This window comes from Pirellulales bacterium (assembly GCA_019636345.1).
Lineage (GTDB): Bacteria > Planctomycetota > Planctomycetia > Pirellulales > Lacipirellulaceae.
Window position 1 is genome coordinate 349182 of the sequence record JAHBXQ010000003.1, and the last position, 16225, is coordinate 365406.

The following is a 16225-nucleotide window of genomic DNA, read 5'->3' on the forward strand; positions in this document are numbered from 1 at the left end:
GGGACGACTCGAACAGGCGGGGCGGCGCATGGCAGACTCCGGCAAAGGCGAGAAGGAACGGGGCGGGAGCAAGTCGACGCCATGTTCAGCGAAACTGCGCGCGCACGCAGTCGCCCTGAAACAGGGCGTCGACCGGGGGGAAATTCGAACCGGACGATCCGCGGCCGGGAGGCCCGGCGGATGCGATCGCCCTTAGGCAGGGACGTCAGGCGGGAAAAGCAGGCGGGACGAGATGCGGAGGCGGATCAGTGCAATCGCTTCGCTCCGCGAACCCCGGCGGGGAGAGGAGCGACGAACGACCGTGATCAACCACGATTGAAGCCTATGTCCAAAAACCCCAAGAGGTCGCCATTCGGGGGGGTATTTCCGCGAAATGCGCGATTCCGCAGCGAGACTTCGGGCGCAGGGCCCCGAGACGTGCACGCACGGCAACAGAGACTCGCGCGATGATGCCCGAAGTCGACCGCCGAGTCGGCAATCGGTTGCCTTGCGCGCGGCCAGTCGCCGACCCGAAATGGTCGTCTGTCAATGCATTAGCGATACACGATCGGCCGGACGAAGTCGCGTTTGCTGACCGTGAGCGCCAACTCGCCGAAGTTGTAGTCGCGGGCGTCGTGACCGCCGGCGATCGTGATGCTCTCGATCGCGTCCGCGTCGCGGTCGTCGTCGGAGTTCAGGTCCGGGGCGATCAACCCGTTGAGCGGACCCGACACGCCGCTGCCGTTGGTTCCCAGCGACTCGCGGCCGTCCTTGTAGCGCAGCGGCTGAATCGGCTGCGAGACGTTGTACGTGCCGGGGACGAGGTTCTCGAACAGGTAGGCCCCTGCGGCGTTGGTGGTCGTCGTGAGGAAGACGCTCTGCCCGTTGATGTCGACGCCGCCCAGGTACATCAGCACCCCGGCCAGCCCCGGTTCGCTCGGATCCATGACGCCGTTGTCGTTGCGGTCATGGTAGACGTGTCCTCCGATGCTCGACGGGAGCGTTTGGACGAGCGTCGGCTCGTCGTCGACGTTGTTGGCCAGCGTGATTTCTTCCTCATTGCCGCCGACTTCGGCCACGTTCAGCAGCGTGCCGGTGAACGTCGGAGCCACGGTGACGGTGATCGTGATCGTGCGGGTTTCGCCGTTGGCCATGTTGCCGAGGTTGAACACCAATTCACGGCCGTTCTGGCTCACGGGGGTCAGCGAGGCGCTGGTGAACGAGACCCCCGAGGCGGGCAGAGTGTCCTTGACCATGACCCCCGTGGCGTTCGACGGGCCGTTGTTCTTGATCGTCAGCGTATAGCTGAACGACTCGCCCGGCTGGACGGGGTCCTTGGTGTCGGTCTTGGTGATTTGCAGGTCGATCTTGGGGACGACCGGGTTCTCGGCGTCGTCTTTGTTGTTCAGCAGGTTGTCCTCGTTCGGGGCCGAGACCTCGGCCTCGTTCCGCAGGGTCCCCGTGGCCGAGGCCTTCACGTCGGCCAGAACGGTGATGACGATCACGTCGCCGGCGGCCATCGTGCCCAGGCTGCCGGTGAGCTTGCCGCCCGAATGGGCGAGCGCGATCCCGCTTTTCGTCAGGCTGTGCGAGACGTACGTGACGCCGGCGGGCAACGTGTCGACGAAGCTCACGTTGAACGCCGTTGCGGGGCCGTCGTTGGTCACCGTGACGGTGTAGGTCAGCCGTTCGGTCGGCGAGACGGCGCCCTTGTTCACGTCCTTGGTCAGCACAAGGTCGAACCCGTAGAAGCCGAAGTCGACCGTCAAGTTCGAGTTGGCCGCGGCATTGGCGCTGCCGAGGAGCGTGACCGCTTTGCTGACCACCCCGTGGCCCGCGAGGGCGTAGCCGTTGTCGTCGTTGTCGATTTTGTCGTCCGGGTCGGGCGTCGGGTCGTTGCCGGTGCTCGACTTGAGTCCGGCCAGCGCCTTGCCAGTCGTGAAGTTGCTCGCGTCGACCTGCACGACATAGCTGCCGGGGAGCAGGTTGGTGAAGGAATACTTGCCCTGGCTGTCGGTGTTCGTCGTCGCGAGGAAGACGTCGACCCCCGGGGTGTAGACGTTGTCGCCGTTCGTGTCGGCGTACAGATTCAGCTTGACCCCGGCGACCCCCTTCTCGCCCGAGTCGAGCTTGCCGTTGTTGTTCGAGTCGATCCAGACGGTGTCGCCCAAGGTCATGCGAGGCGAGGCGGTGAAATCGGCCCGCTTGTTGGTGAGCCCCACCAGCCCGATGCGCGACACCTGGCCGTCGACCGCGGTGACCCCCTCGAAGGTGAGCTCGACGGCTCCGACGTTGGCCCAGTTGACCCCCGAGCCTCCCTTGGCGGTGGGAGCGTCGTTGAAGCCGAAGACGAGCGAGGCGGTCGGGGCGCCGCCGGGGGTCTGCGGGACGATGGCCCGGAATTCCGACCAGTTGTTCGCGTCGGTGTAGACGCGGATCGACACGGCCGACGAGGGATGATCGGCGCCCACGGTGAGCGCGATCCCGGTCATCGTGTTGCCGTCGTGAACGGTGAAATTTTGCCCCCCCAGGCCCGTGGGATTCAGCGCCGTGCCGCTTCCGTCGACCCCGTCCCAGACGAGTCGGGCGTTGCCGGTGACCATCGACCCGCTGGCCAGGCGCAGGAAGCCGTCGGCGCTGATGAGCGACACGTAGGAGTATTTGTCGGTCCCCGCGGTGATCTCGACGTACATGTCGCGCTCGCCGCCGACGACCTGGGCGTCGACGACCGACGACGGAGTGCTCGAGGGCATCGGAGGCCGGGCCTCGACGACTTGTTCGGAATCGAAGCCGTCGATGGTCAGCCCCTCGGCCCCCTCGGCGTCGGCGGCGGAAATGACGACCTTCTTCACGTCAGCCCCGGCGACGAATTGCATCGAGCCCGGCAACGTGGTCTTCACTAGGTAAGTTCCCGCCTGGAGCCCCGCGAACCGGTACTCGCCCTGGGCGTTGGTGGTCGCGGGCGCCGTGGCGAGCACGTCGCCCGCGTCAAAGACGCCGTTGCCGTTGTCGCGGTACAGGGCGACCTGCGCCCCGGCGACCGCCACGTCGTTGGCCGAGTTGTTGTCTCCCTGGAGGTCGAGGCGGACGACGCCGACGATCTCGGCCATGTCGGCGGCGAGGAGCTGGCGGGACTCGAGCGTTTCGAATCGGAGTTGCTTCCGGGAACCGGACCACGGCGAGCGAGAATGGAAAGCCGGCATGCCAGCACCTCGTGCGTTCGTTCGGGGGTGTCGAGAGACTCTGTCTGTCTATCGGCAACGTCGGTCGCCAAAATCCGCTCTGACTGACCGCCGGCCAGGAGAAGGGAATGCCGGCGCCAGCGGCGCTGGCGCTAGCAATCGGACGTGGCGGCCGCTACAATTTTTCGCGTCGCGTCCCGCGTTTCTCTTGCCCCCGGACTCACGGCTATGGCGAAAAAACCCGCCAAGAAGGCTGCTTCCGCGAAACCCGCGAAGAAGGTCGCCGCCAAGAAAGCGGCCCCCAAGAAGGCCGCGGCGAAAAAAGCCCCCGCCAAGAAAGCGGTGAAAAAGGCCGCTCCTAAGAAGGCGGAGGTCAAGAAGGCCCCTGTCAAAAAGAAGGCGGCCAAGCGGGTCCGGGCCGTCAAGGAAGTCCGGCTCAAGGCCTTCTGGGGAGTCTTCAATCAGTCGATGCGCCGGTTGGCCATTTTCGACTTCAACAAGAAAAAGGACGCCGACAAGAAGGCCGAAGAGTTGACCAAGAGCGGCAAGAGCCCCCACTTTGTCCAGCTTGTCAAAGAGGTGATCGAAGGCTGATCCCCTCGTCGTGCCGGGTCGTCGTGCCGGCGACGCTTGAAGCTGCGTCGCTGCACCGCGCTTCGCTCGCAGCTTAGCCCAGCACCGCCGCCAATCGCGCGCGCGTCGCCGGGTCGTGGAACTCCAGCTTGCCGAACCCCCGCAATGCGCCGATCGCTTCGGCCGCGGCTTGGTGCTCGGGGTAGTTCGTCACGAGCATGACCGGCACGTCGCGCGTCGCCGGGTTCGCCTTGAGGCGGCGGATGACGTCGATTCCGTCCGAGTAGTCGACGTCGAGCTTGCGGTTCACGAGCACCAGGGCGTAGGGTTCGCTCGCCAGCGCCGCGAGCGCATCGCTCGCCGCGTCCGCTTGGCGGACTTCGCAGTCGAACGCGGACGTGAGAAACCGCTTGATCGCGGCATAATCGGGACCGCAATTGCCGACGTCGAGAACAAGCTTGGGCATAATCATTGTGCGAGGATCGCTGCAGTTAGCGAGACGATAGGAGATGGAATTGTCGCGGATCGTCGCGGTTGAGACAAACGGGGCGATCCCCCCTGCATGCTCAGGGACTCGCCGATGCCGTCTTCCTTCGTCGAAGAGCCCGCACCCAACCGGCCCGCTACGGCAGCGGGATGTCGCGCAATTCGAACTCGATCGGGACCGACACGATCGCCGCGGGGGTCTTGTAGATCCATTTGTACTGGGCGATGTCCCCCTCGATTTCGAACAGATAGGCGAATCCGATTTCGTCCTGCGTTTGCACGACCGTCTCGAAGCCGACGTGCTCGATCTGTTCGCCGGCTTCGTTTTCCAGGTAGGTGATGTTGTCGAAAACCCATCCGCGGTGCGATTCGAGCCCCGTCTCGCGCCCCTCGATCCGCAGCCGCATGTGAACTTCCCACAATTCGCCGTTCTTGCGGACGCGGTCGAGGGTGACCGCGACTCCGGCCGATCTCTGTTCCGCTCGCTCGGCCGTAGCGAGGTCGGCGAACGTGAACGCAGCGATCTTGCCCGGGGTCAGGGCCGTGAGCCGCCCGGTGATCGTTGCGAGCATCGTCGCCTCCCGGGCCGGCAGGACCAGGGGGAGCGTGATCTCACTGGCGTAGTTGCCCGCGGTCAGCTCGACGTCGATGACTCGTTGCTTGGTTTGCAGCGGAATCGTCCGCCCGTCGTCGGCCACGGCCTTCACTCCGGCGGCGTCGAGCGATAACGCGATCGGCGACAGCCGTGGTTCCCAGGCCGTTTCGAGCACGACCAGCAGATTGCTCTCCTCGGGGACTCGCAGTCCCCGCTGGGCGTGGACTGACGTGGCCTCCAGCCGGAAGGGTCCCGCATAAGCGGCCCGGCCGCTGCGGCGCAGTTCGTGCTCGCCCCGCTCAACGAGCCCCAGCCCCTGGTCGCCGGAGTAGGCGTACGGAGACAGATTGGCGTCGTCGAGCAACAGATCGATCGCGGACCAGAACTCGACGTCCTGCAGCGACAGCGTCACGCGCACCGGGGCCGAGTCTTGGCCGAACTGATTTCGGTAGTCGACGAGCTGGTTGCCGGTCGCTTTGGCGATCGCGGCGAGAGCCTCATCAAGCGGCGCGTCGTGGAGCTCGAGCGTCAGCCGCGACGCGGCGACCGCGGCCTCGGCGGTCGAGCGTTCGATGGTCGAGCGAATCCGCTCCAGCCGCAGCTTGACCTCCGCCGGCATCGCGTCGACCGGCTCGGGGAGTCGGGCGAGGAACGCCGGCATGTCGGCCGCGGCGATCCCCGCAGCGACGACGGTTTGTTCCGCCGCGTCGCGCTCGGCGGCGTCGCTGGCGTTGAGCCGTGCGACCAGCGCTGCCAATTCGCCGTCGGCGAGCTCCGCGGCAAAGGCGCCGGCCCCTGACGCCGCGATCGCCAGGATCGTCGCGACGACCAGCAGCGGGCCGACCCCTGCGGAGCGTCGCCGCGTCGCGCGGAGGAGCGTCGTCCGCAGAGTCCTCATTGCGTGTTTCCCCCATTGGCCGGCGACATGTGGTCTGCCTGCTCAGATCTTCCCAGGATCCCCAAATCGCCTTGTGCCGATTGTACCGGCTCGCCGAGTCGCGGCGAAGCAGCCGCAGCCGAGGGGGGCGGTTCTGCACGCGATTTGAAGGAAGCCCGGGGTCGGGGGAAGCGAGCCCCAGGCAAAGCGACCGAGGGCTCCGCTGCACTACGTTCCCGGCCGGTATGCGGAGGCGCGGTCGTCCGCAAGCTAGGCTTCAACCGGGGGAATCGCCCCGCCGTCGGGGAGTCGCCCCGCCGTTCTCGATGGAAGAAGGTCCCCGATTGCATGACGATTCTTGCGCGCATCGCCGCGACAGTCTTGGTCGTTGCGCCCGCGGTCTGCGCGGCTGCGGAGCCGCCGGCGTTCATGATGCGGGCCGTCGTCGCGGGACGGCTCGTCGAGGGGCAGCCGATCGCCTGGTCGACCGAGCGGGTCATGCTGCTGGGACGCGACGGCGCGCTGTACGACTTCGCCGCTGCCGAGGCGAAGCAGGCGAAGCGGATTGCGGGCGCGTTCCAAGGCTATTCCAGTTCGCAAATGCAGGCGCTGTTGCGGGAGGAGTTCGGCGCCGGCTGGGAGGTGACGCCGACGGCTCATTTCGTCGTCGCTCATCCCCGGGGTCCATGGAGCGCCTGGGCCGAGCGGCTTGAATCGCTCTATCGAAACTTCGTGCGTTACATGAGCGTCCGGCAAACGCAGCTCGCGGTCCCGGCGACGCCGCTTGCGGCGGTCGTGTTTCGCAACGAGCAAGAGTATTATCGTTACGCCGCCGCGGGGGGGGCGAACTTGGCGCCAGGGACGCTCGGGCACTACGACCCGGCCAGCAACCGGATCTACTTGTTCGACGTCGGCGGCGGGGGCGCCGACTGGTCGCTCAACGCATCGACGATTATTCACGAGGCGGCCCACCAGTCGGCGTACAATACGGGGGTGCATTCCCGCTTTGCCGAGCAGTCGCGGTGGGTCGTCGAGGGGCTGGCGATGCTGTTTGAGGCGCCCGGGGTATGGAACCCGGGCCCCGTGACCGAACGGGCGACCCGGATCAACGGCGATCGGCTGAGGCACTTCCGGCGCACGGCCAATTCGCGCCGCGAGGGGTGGATCGCGGGGCTGGTGGCGTCTGACGAGCGGTTCACCGCCGATCCGCTCACCGCGTATGCCGAGGCGTGGACGCTGACGTATTATCTCAGCGAGACGCGTCCGCAGCAGTACGGAGCGTATCTCGCCCAGGCGGCGCGGCGTCCGCTGCTGGGGAAATACCCGGCGACCGACCGGGCTCGCGACTTCGCCAAGCACTTTGGCGCCGACCTGCCCCTGCTGGCGGCCCAAGTTCAGCAGTTTGTCGACGAATTGCCTTGAGCGGGCCTGTGCGTCCACAGACTCACGCGACGTTTCCCAGAGACATTGCCGCGGAGGATTACGGAGGGCGCATGAGGACGCCTGGGCTCGATCCCAGCCGCCCGTCCGCTGCGCCCCCATCGTTTCAGGACACGAGCGGCGCGCCCTCCGGGCGTGAATTGGCCCAAACTTCTCGCGGTTCGCGACGAGGCGTATAATCAGGACGACACTGCGGGCGCTGCGAGGAGGCGCCCTTCCGATGGATCAGTCACTTCGATCGCGAACGTTCTGGGCGCTGCTGGCATGGGGAGCGGCGTGGCTGCTCGTCGGCCCGACGCAGGCCCAGGAGCCCGCAGCCCCGGCCCCGGGCAAGCTGGCCGCCCTCGTGAAGGTCGACCTGCCGCTGGTCGAGGGGGCCGACCGCACCCTCAAGCAGGCGCTGGTGCGCACGCGCGATCGGTTGCTCGTGGCGGCCCGTGCCGTCGGCGACGCCGAACGACCGATCGTTGTGCTGGAGTTTTCTCCCCAAGCAACCGGCGGACGCACCCCGTTCGAGACGGCCCTCTCCCTGGCCCGATTTCTGACCGGGCGCGACATGGCTGACGTGAAGACCGTCGCTTGGCTCCCGCGCTCGGTCCGGGGGCACGGCCTGCTGCCGGCGTTGGCGTGCGAGGAACTGCTCGCGGGGGCCGAGGCCGAGTTCGGCGAGGCAGGCGTCGACGAGCCCGACCCGCAGGGAGTGAGCGACGTCGTCATCCAAGCCTATCGCGAGGTCGCCGCCGCGCGGGGCATCGTTCCCGAGGCGGTGGCCGTCGCCATGGTCGACCCGAGCGTCGAGCTCAAGCAGTTGGAGACCGAGGAAGGCGTGCGGTTCGTGACGGCCGACGCCCTGGAGCAGTATCGCCGCAACCGCGAGGTGCTCGCCGAGCAGACGGTCGCCGCGGCCGGGGCGCTCGCTCGCTTCACCGGAGCCGAGGGACGGCGGCTGGGGTTCGTAAAGTATCTGGCCGGCGACCGGGCGGCTGCCGCGCTGGCGCTGGCGGTCGCCGAGGATTCGCTCGTCGAGCGGAGCACGCTTGGCGAGGCGTGGCGTCCGGCGATCATCAACGTCACGGGCGAGCTTGACGTGGCTCGCGCACGGCAGATCGGCACGCTGCTGGGCCATCACCTCGACGCGGGGGGGAACTGGGTCGCCCTGCGGATCGACAGCGCCGGGGGAGACCTGACCGCTTGCCAGCAACTCGCCCAGACGCTCGCCGAACTCGACGGGCAAAGCGTGCGGACCGTCGCCTACGTCGCGGGGCAAGCGCGGGGCGGGGCGGCGCTGGTGGCGCTGGCCTGCGACGAACTGGTCGTGCACCCCGAGGCGAAGCTCGGCGCGGGACCCGTGCGCCCGGCCCCGGCGCCGCGCGACAACCGACCGCTGGCTCCGCCGCAGTTGCCCGGCATGCAACCGCCGGTCGAACGACATCCCGACGCACAGCTCGACGCCGTGCTGGCCGACCTGCGTCGTTCGCTCGCTCCGCAGACTGGGCGCAGTTGGTCGCTGTTGGCCGCGATGATCGATCCCCGGGTCGAGCTGTTCGAGTACCGCCGCAAGACGACCGGCGAAATGCAACTGATGAGCCCCGAGGCGGTCGCCCAGCTCGCCGACGCCGACCAGTGGAATCGGGGCCCGGCGGTGCAGGGCGGAGGGGAAGAACTGCTGCTCACGGGGACGCGCGCCGCCCAACTGGGGGTCGCCAACCACACGGTCGACGACTTCGACCAATTCCGGCGGTTGTACGCCCTGGAGGGGGAGCCCCCGGTGCTCGCCCCGAACTGGGCGCTGGAATTGGTCGAGGCCCTTGCTTCGCCCGGGTTCTCGATGCTGCTGCTGTTGATCGGACTGGCGGCCTTGTTCGTCGAGATCAAAACCGCCGGACTGGGGGTCGGCGGGGTCGTCGCGACGGTTTGCTTCGTCCTGTTCTTCTGGGCCAAGTACCTCGATCAGACCGCCGGCGTCTTGGAGATCGTGCTGTTTCTCACCGGCGTCGTGCTGGTGCTGTTGGAGGTGTTCGTCGTCCCGGGTTTCGGCATCTTCGGTTTGGCGGGAGGGTTGTTGGTGTTGTTCTCGCTCGTGCTGGCGAGTCAGACCTTCGTCCTCCCCAAGTCCGAGGCCGACCTGCGCGAACTGCGTCGTTCGCTCAGCACCGTGGCCGGGGCCGTACTGGGGTTGATGGTCGTCGTCGCCGCGGGGAGGAAATATTTGCCCCATGCGCCGGTGTTCAACCGGATGATCCTCTCCCCGCCCCCGCCCGAAGAGCGGATCATCCGTTCGAGCCGCGAAGCGGTCGTCGACTATCGCCGGCTGGTCGGCCGCACAGGCCGGGCGACGACGAACCTGTGGCCGTCGGGCAAGGCCCGGATCGACGGCGAATTGGTCGACGTGATCGCCGAAGGGGATCCGATCGACCGCGACGCGGAGATCGTCGTCGTCGCCGCGACGGGGAACCGGGTCGTCGTCCGCGCGGCGGAAACGGCGTAGACAGCCTCGCCGTCAATATCCCCTCTTCTTCAACGCTTCTCAGCCGGCGTCGCGGTTCTCGTGCTCGATCGCCGGAACGTGTCTACGGGGCGATTTCCGTCCGCGAGCATTTCCGCCGCCCCTCGATTATGATGGGGCGGTTCTGGCGGTTCGTTCTCTTCGCAGGTTTGCCGAATATGAAGCGCATCTCGTTTTCGACGACTGTGGCATGCGTCGCAGCACTCTTGTCATTGTCACTTGCGACGACCGGACTTTCTTGGCTTGCTCCCCGCGCTGCGGCGGTCGAAACGGTCTGGGTCGGCGGCGCGACGGGCAACTGGTTCGACGCGGCGAACTGGTCGACCGGCGTCGTGCCGAATTTGCCTAACTCGGAAGAAACGAATGTCCGCATCGACGGTCGTCCGGAGGCGGGTTCAACTGTTTCGGTCAATGGCAATGTGAACATCGATCATTTAACTATTGATTACGGGGACACTCTCGAAGCAGGTTCCGGGGGGTTATTCGGTGCGAAGACGACCACGATGGCGGGGAAGTTGTTGCTTTCCGGAACTGGATCGTTGTATCTCATCCCAAACGGCTTGTTGAACGTCGATTCGACCGGCGAAGTCGTGTTAGGGGCGGGGAGCCCTCGGATTCTTGCTCAATCCGGAGGAAGCTTGTGGAATCGCGGAATCGTTCGCGGCGGGGGTACGATTCAAGCCCCGTTGATCCTCGTCAATGAGGGGACTGTTCAAGCGGACTTGCCGGGACAAGCCTTGCAGTTCCTGCTGCTGAACGGGTTTCCCCCGCTTCACTTCAACAGCGGGCTGATCGTTGCGACGAACGGAGCGAGACTTGAGATCACTGGCGGCGTCAACAATGCGTTTGGTCTGCAGCAAGGAATCGTCGAAGCGAGAGGGGACTCGACGATTTCGTTCACCGGGACCGGGAGCAACAACAGCACCGTCATTGGCGGACGTCTCGTCACGACTGTCGAGGGGGGAACGTCGGAAGGACTGGTGGCCCTTAACAAGATTCGACTGGAGAACGTACACAGCGAGGCCCGCGTCGAGATGGACGCCGGATCGATCCTGGGGACGTTCGTCAATGACAACTTATTGACGCTGACAGGTTCGACAGTCATGGGTCCCGGAACCGTTTTTTCAGGCCAAGGGCGTTTGATGCTGAACGACGGCTCGCTCGTCGGGTCCGGTTCGTCGTCTCAATCGGTGAGTTCGCTGGTGAATTCGGAGGGGCATGCGATCGTCGGCGTCGGCTCCGTCGGCTCGTCATACCTCCGTTTGACGAACAGGGGGCTCATCGAAGCGGGGCCTTCAGCTTCGCCAGGAACGTCCAAGATCTTGGGAATCATGGCTCAGTACGGGCAGTCTTATTATGGCGGCCCCTTTGTCAATTCAGGAACGCTGCGTGCGACGGAGGGATTCACTCTGATGGTGCAGACCCAGAGTTCCCCGGCGGCGACGATCCTGAATAGCGAGGGAAATCGCCACGGTTTGATCGAGGCCGGCCTGGGCGGAATCGTCGATTTTACTGGAAACAGCGTCGAGGGGGGGACGCTCAGGACCGCAGTTCCCGGGCCGGATGACCCTCCCGAAGCCGTTGCCGGATTGATCCTAAGACTGAACTCGATCACCGACGTCCGTTTGGAAGGCTTGCTTGATTTTACGAAGAACATTCAGACAAATCCAAGCATCAACGTTGCCGGGGTCATTGATAATCAAGGTGAACTAAGGTCGAGCTACTTCTGGTTACAGCAATCGACGACGCTGACTGGCGGCGGAATTGTACGCATTGGCGATGTTATCGGGGGCAGTGTCGGGGTAGCCGTGAACACGTATGCGCGAACATTCGTCAATCAAGACAATACGTTGGCCATCCGTGGTACGCTGAACGGCAGCAAGTTGGATATCGTCAACCGGGGCGTTATCCAGGTCGACGGCTCGGGCAAGTCGCTCACGATCCAAGCCAACACCCTCACGACGAACCCGGCGGCGGCGCTGGTCAATTCGGGCGTCATTCAAGCGATCGACGGGGCGACGCTGCAATTGGATTCCGTAACGAATTTCGAGGGAAGCGAAAAAGGGACGATTCATGCCGGCGATGCATCAACCGTGCGGGTCCAGAATGTCTTGGGCGGAAGACTGACCTCTTCCGAGACTGGTGTCATTCAAATCGCTCAAAACGGCTCGTTGCAGAACGTTCGTATCGAGGGCGAAGTCGAATTGATCAGCGGTATTGGAAAGCTGGCCGGAGCCATCGATAATCACGGGTTGTATGCGATTCGAAATCCGTCCGGCGCTCAATTTGGGCCGTTCCTCGACATCACGGCCCCGTGGACTCGCCTTGACGGGCCGGGCGAATTGGCATTCACCTCATTCGCTACCTCGATCTTGATTTCGGGTGCGCCGACTCCTGCCGTTCTGATCAATGGTCCGCAGCACACGATTCGCGGATGGGGAAGTATCTTGGTCTCAGGATTCCTGGAGAACGAAGGAACGATTGCAGCCGCTCCGACTTCTCCGCTGCAAATTGTAGTGAAGCGAGCGGGTCGGTTTATCAATAACGGAACGCTCTCGGCGGTGGGCGCCGGCGCGTCTATCGAAATCGTGACGGAATCCTCGCGGTTCGTGAACAACGGAATTCTCGAAGTAGGGCGAATCTTCAGCGTCGCTCAGGACTCCTGGCAATCGTTGGAGGTCGTCAACGCCCCCGGGGGCGTCGTCCACTTCGGAACGGGCGTCGGTTCGCTCCGGCTTTCTTCCGACGGCCCGGCGGGGACCGAGGTGACCTTCTTCAACTCTGAAGGGGCGTTGGTCGTCGGCGGAGGATCGATCACGCTGCACGACGCCAGCGGCGAGGATCACGTCACGACGTTCCGCAACGCCGGCGTGATCCGGACCGAGCCCGCCTCGCCGCTTGCACAAGCTGCGGGGATCAGCGTGCTCGGCGGTTTCGAACAGCTTGCCACGGGCCGGCTCGAACTTGGGCTGAAGTACGCCGAGACGGGGGGGTACGATCGGCTTGTCGTCAACGACGGCGACGCGGTGTTGGGCGGCGCGCTGGCGATTTCGCTCCGCAACGGATTCGTCCCGGCGATCGGCGATCAATTTGAGGTTCTGTTGGCCGACGACGGCGCGGTCGTCGGCGCTTTCGCCGCGCTGGAGGTCCCGTCGCTGGGCCCGGGGCGCAAGTGGACGCTCGATTACTTGCCGCACAGCGTCGTGTTGGGGGTCGCCGCGCTCGAGGCCGACTTCGACGCGGACGGCCAAACCGCAAGCGCCGATCTGGCTGTTTGGCAGGGCGGCTTCGGGTCGACCGGGGCGATGCCCAGCGCAGGAGACGCCGACGGCGACGGGCTCGTCGACGGGGCCGATTTCCTCGCCTGGCAGCGGGAGTTCGGTCAGGGAGCCGCGACGATCGCCGCTCAGCGCCTCGTCCCCGAGCCGGCGAGCGTCGCACTGGTCGCAACTGAAGTCTTTGCTCTAGCCGGCGTCGGGATTCGCCGCGGCCGCAATCGCGATGTCAAAATGCGCAATACTGGGGGGCCCCGCTCGGTCGATCCCGTACGATAAAATGCGTGGCGGGACGGCGCGCGTCGCCGTCGGTTCTCACTTCCCGCGATCGATCTTGTCGGGGCGCTGAACGATGGCATTTCGCGGGATAGCGACGATCCTGGCGTGCGCGGCGCTGGGGTCGGGGCCGGTCTGGGCGATCAACGGGGCCAGCATGGCGTTGCGATCCAACGGGGTCAGCAGCGGCGTGGCGTGGCGGCTCAACGACAGCGGTTACGTCGGCACGTACGTCAGTCTCGCATCCCCTGGCGAGATCATCGTGAGCGTCAACGCCCGGGGGCTCACGGCGGCGAACCCCGAGCGGATGAACGTCGTCATCGGCGACGAACGGGTCGGCTGGAACGTGACGACCGCGTCGACCACGTACCAGCACACGTTCCAATTGCCGGCGGGAACGCACTTCGTGCGGACCGAGTACGCCAATGGGCCGACGACCTCGGCGTTGATCGTCAACAGCGTCGACGTCGCGGGCGCCGCGGTTCTCAACGCCAACAACGGCGCCAACGCCCTGGCGGCGGCCAACTCGTACATCGCCACTTACCGTCAGGGGAACGCGACTGTGCAACTGCCCGCGGCCTGGGCGGGGGCCGAGGTGCAGGTGAAGCTGCGGAACCACGCGTTCAATTTTGGCGCGGCCGTCCCCAACAGCTTCAACGGGTCGCTGCTCGTGCCAAACCCGGCGCCGAACTCCGACGCGGCCCGGTTCCAGCAGGCCTTGCGGGACAGCCGGATCAATTCGCTGACGGCCGAAAACGCCGGCAAATGGGACGCCAACGAGCAAACTCGCGACGTGCTGACCTCGAACGTCTCCAACCCCAACGGGGGACCGAACATTCCCTATATCGATCGCATCAGTGACTTTGCCGCGGCGAACGACATGCGCTATCGGGCCCACAATGTCATCTGGGGCCCGAACTCCAGCGGCAACAACAACCAGCAGCCGACCTGGGTGCACAACATGCTCCAGAACCCGGCCGCAATCGACGCGGCCACGGGACAGCCGAACTCGGTCGCCTTGCGGGAGGAGGTGAGCGAGCGGATCGGCTACTACGTGCAGGATCGGGCTCAGCGTTTCGCCGAAGTCGACGTCTACAACGAGAGCTATCACACGGGCTCGAACCTGCCGGGGTCGATCAACTCGTATTGGAGCCTGTACGGCGTCAACGGGATCGCTTCGATTTACAAGGAAGCCAACGACGCCATTGCTGCGGCGGGGGCCGATGCCCGAGCGTTCGTCAACGAGTACAACGCGTTCAACAACGAGGCGGGCGATTATTACGCCAACTGGTACGCCCGGCACGTCGAGGCGATTCAGACCGCGGGGCAAACCCTTTACGGCGAGGACGTCGTCGGGGGGATCGGCGTTCAGTACTACAACGGCGGCACGGCCGGCAGCCACAACGCGGCCCGCAGCTACGCGGCGCTCCACAATCTGGCCGTTCAGGGGCTGCCCATGTCGCTGACCGAATGGGGCGTCACCGGCGGCACGGAGACGAACGCCGCCAACATCCTGGCCGACACGGCGACCCTGGTCTTCGGGACCCCCGAGACGACCGGGTTCACCCACTGGAACATCCGCGCGACCCCGGGGGCGTTCGCGCCGGTGGGGTCGCTGTACAACAACGACTGGTCGCTGCGCGAGACCGGGGTCCGGTGGCAACAGCTCATGGCCGAGTGGGACACCGATTTGGCGACCACCGTGGGCCCGGACGGAACGGTCGATTTCCGCGGGTTTTTCGGGGATTACGACGTGACGCTCGGCGGGGAGACCTATTCTTTCTCCTTGGTCAAAGGGATCGACCAGTACGAGTTGTCGCCCGCCCTGCCGATAGTGGCCGATTTTGACTTCAGCGGCGTGGTCGACGGGGGGGATTTGGCGGTTTGGGCAGCCAACTACGGCACCCTCGAGGCCACGTTCGGCGAGGGGGACGCCACGGGGGACGGGGTCGTCGACGGAGCCGACTTCCTGGTCTGGCAGCGCGCCAGAGGGGGCTCGGCCGGCACGCCGGCGGCGAACGCGATTCCCGAGCCGGGCGCAATCGGGCTCTTGGGGCTCGCCTTGGCCCTGGTCGCCGGGCTGGATGACGGGGCTTCCTGCGGAAGAACAGGGGGTCTGCGAAGTTTCTGCGGGCGATTCGCTCGCCCGGGGGCGGCGGCGCTGCTGGCGCCGTTTGGGTCGAGTTTTTTGGCGTGAAATTCGCTGGCCCCCGCCCTTGTGCCTCCTGGGGGCACGGGTATATTAACCGATTCGCACAAGCTTGCCCCTCCCCGGCTAGCGTAGCTCAATTGGCAGAGCAGCTGATTTGTAATCAGCAGGTTGTGGGTTCAAGTCCCTCCGCTAGCTCTGCGCTTGGTGGCTCGTTGTTGGGGGAAGGCTCGATTCGCCGCTGGGGACGGTTTCGTTTCCAGTGCGGCAATCGGACTCGGGGCGGCGCCTGGGCGTTACGCCGGGTCGCCTGAAGTTGAGTCTTCGAGCGTCGGCGCCGTCCCAGTCCTTGCGATCCTGGCGGCCCGCCGGGGAGTTACCGAAGCGGTCAAACGGGTCAGACTGTAAATCTGATGGCTCTGCCTTCGCAGGTTCGAATCCTGCACTCCCCACTGGAGACATGTCCGAACCTCGAAGCACGAAATCCGAAAGGGAGTTGAGCCTTTCCCGAACAGTTGTGAGTTTCGGATTTCGAGCTTCGAATTTCGAGTTTCACGTCCCGCGGGTGTAGCTCAATGGTAGAGCAATAGCCTTCCAAGCTGAAGACGAGGGTTCGATTCCCTTCACCCGCTTTGAGGCTGTCGGTTTCGGCCGATGGTCGTCGGCGAGGAGTTAACGAGACGATTCAACAGACGAGGATGATCGCCCGCTTTGGCCGACAGCTGATCGCCGACAGCCGATGGCCTGCTTCCGCTGCTGTAGCTCAGTTGGCAGAGCACTTCCTTGGTAAGGAAGAGGTCATGAGTTCAAGTCTCATCAGCAGCTCTTGCGAGTCGCCCCGAGCGAGTCGAACCGGTTGTTCATTTCAGTCACTGTGCTGCGATTTT

General features: G+C 65.3%; 9 protein-coding genes and 4 tRNA genes. 9 read left to right on the plus strand and 4 right to left on the minus strand.

The genetic code is table 11. The features are described 5' to 3' along the window. Positions 1 to 533: 533 nt before the first annotated feature. Complete coding sequence (locus KF688_09180; protein ID MBX3425840.1) at positions 534 to 3182, minus strand: DUF11 domain-containing protein; 2649 nt, start codon at positions 3180 to 3182, stop codon at positions 534 to 536. Positions 3183 to 3389: 207 nt separating this feature from the next. Here KF688_09180 and KF688_09185 point away from each other — a divergent pair, with 207 nt between their 5' ends. Then, complete coding sequence (locus KF688_09185; GenBank protein MBX3425841.1) at positions 3390 to 3755, plus strand: hypothetical protein; 366 nt, start codon at positions 3390 to 3392, stop codon at positions 3753 to 3755. Between the two features lie 73 nt (positions 3756 to 3828). On the opposite strand, the gene KF688_09190 is transcribed toward KF688_09185, so the two are convergent. Together KF688_09190 and KF688_09195 are read right to left on the minus strand one after the other, a co-directional pair. Continuing rightward, positions 3829 to 4200, minus strand: a complete 372-nt coding sequence (locus KF688_09190) for a response regulator (protein MBX3425842.1) — start codon at positions 4198 to 4200, stop codon at positions 3829 to 3831. A 157-nt stretch (positions 4201 to 4357) separates the two neighbouring features. After that, positions 4358 to 5713: a hypothetical protein gene (locus KF688_09195; protein MBX3425843.1), complete on the minus strand. Its 1356-nt coding sequence runs from the start codon at positions 5711 to 5713 to the stop codon at positions 4358 to 4360. Between the two features lie 327 nt (positions 5714 to 6040). Here KF688_09195 and KF688_09200 point away from each other — a divergent pair, with 327 nt between their 5' ends. Further along, positions 6041 to 7114, plus strand: coding sequence for a DUF1570 domain-containing protein (locus KF688_09200; GenBank protein ID MBX3425844.1), 1074 nt, complete (start codon positions 6041 to 6043; stop codon positions 7112 to 7114). Between the two features lie 238 nt (positions 7115 to 7352). After that, positions 7353 to 9620: a hypothetical protein gene (locus KF688_09205; GenBank protein ID MBX3425845.1), complete on the plus strand. Its 2268-nt coding sequence runs from the start codon at positions 7353 to 7355 to the stop codon at positions 9618 to 9620. Positions 9621 to 9702: 82 nt separating this feature from the next. Here KF688_09205 and KF688_09210 read toward each other — a convergent pair whose 3' ends face one another. Next, a complete protein-coding gene (locus KF688_09210; protein MBX3425846.1) occupies positions 9703 to 10065 on the minus strand; it encodes a hypothetical protein in 363 nt (120 codons plus the stop codon). Positions 10066 to 10177: 112 nt separating this feature from the next. On the opposite strand from KF688_09210, the gene KF688_09215 reads away from it, so the two are divergent. From KF688_09215 to KF688_09240, 6 genes are all read left to right on the plus strand, one after another. Continuing rightward, complete coding sequence (locus tag KF688_09215; GenBank protein MBX3425847.1) at positions 10178 to 13192, plus strand: hypothetical protein; 3015 nt, start codon at positions 10178 to 10180, stop codon at positions 13190 to 13192. 73 nt (positions 13193 to 13265) lie between these two features. Then, positions 13266 to 15386, plus strand: a complete 2121-nt coding sequence (locus KF688_09220) for an endo-1,4-beta-xylanase (protein ID MBX3425848.1) — start codon at positions 13266 to 13268, stop codon at positions 15384 to 15386. Positions 15387 to 15463: 77 nt separating this feature from the next. Further along, positions 15464 to 15536, plus strand: a tRNA-Thr gene (locus KF688_09225). Positions 15537 to 15708: 172 nt separating this feature from the next. After that, a tRNA-Tyr gene (locus KF688_09230) sits at positions 15709 to 15790 on the plus strand. Between the two features lie 109 nt (positions 15791 to 15899). Beyond that, positions 15900 to 15970 (plus strand) — tRNA-Gly (locus KF688_09235). 120 nt (positions 15971 to 16090) lie between these two features. Next, positions 16091 to 16163: transfer RNA gene (locus KF688_09240), tRNA-Thr, on the plus strand. Positions 16164 to 16225: the final 62 nt, after the last annotated feature.

What these genes read in the sequence shown, in the direction of transcription:
- KF688_09180 (MBX3425840.1), bottom strand. Translation starts at nt 3,182, where the DNA reads ATGCCGGCTTTCCATTCTCGCTCGCCGTGGTCCGGTTCCCGGAAGCAA.
- KF688_09185 (MBX3425841.1), top strand. Translation starts at nt 3,390, where the DNA reads ATGGCGAAAAAACCCGCCAAGAAGGCTGCTTCCGCGAAACCCGCGAAG.
- KF688_09190 (MBX3425842.1), bottom strand. Translation starts at nt 4,200, where the DNA reads ATGCCCAAGCTTGTTCTCGACGTCGGCAATTGCGGTCCCGATTATGCC.
- KF688_09195 (MBX3425843.1), bottom strand. Translation starts at nt 5,713, where the DNA reads ATGAGGACTCTGCGGACGACGCTCCTCCGCGCGACGCGGCGACGCTCC.
- KF688_09200 (MBX3425844.1), top strand. Translation starts at nt 6,041, where the DNA reads ATGACGATTCTTGCGCGCATCGCCGCGACAGTCTTGGTCGTTGCGCCC.
- KF688_09205 (MBX3425845.1), top strand. Translation starts at nt 7,353, where the DNA reads ATGGATCAGTCACTTCGATCGCGAACGTTCTGGGCGCTGCTGGCATGG.
- KF688_09210 (MBX3425846.1), bottom strand. Translation starts at nt 10,065, where the DNA reads ATGTTCACATTGCCATTGACCGAAACAGTTGAACCCGCCTCCGGACGA.
- KF688_09220 (MBX3425848.1), top strand. Translation starts at nt 13,266, where the DNA reads ATGGCATTTCGCGGGATAGCGACGATCCTGGCGTGCGCGGCGCTGGGG.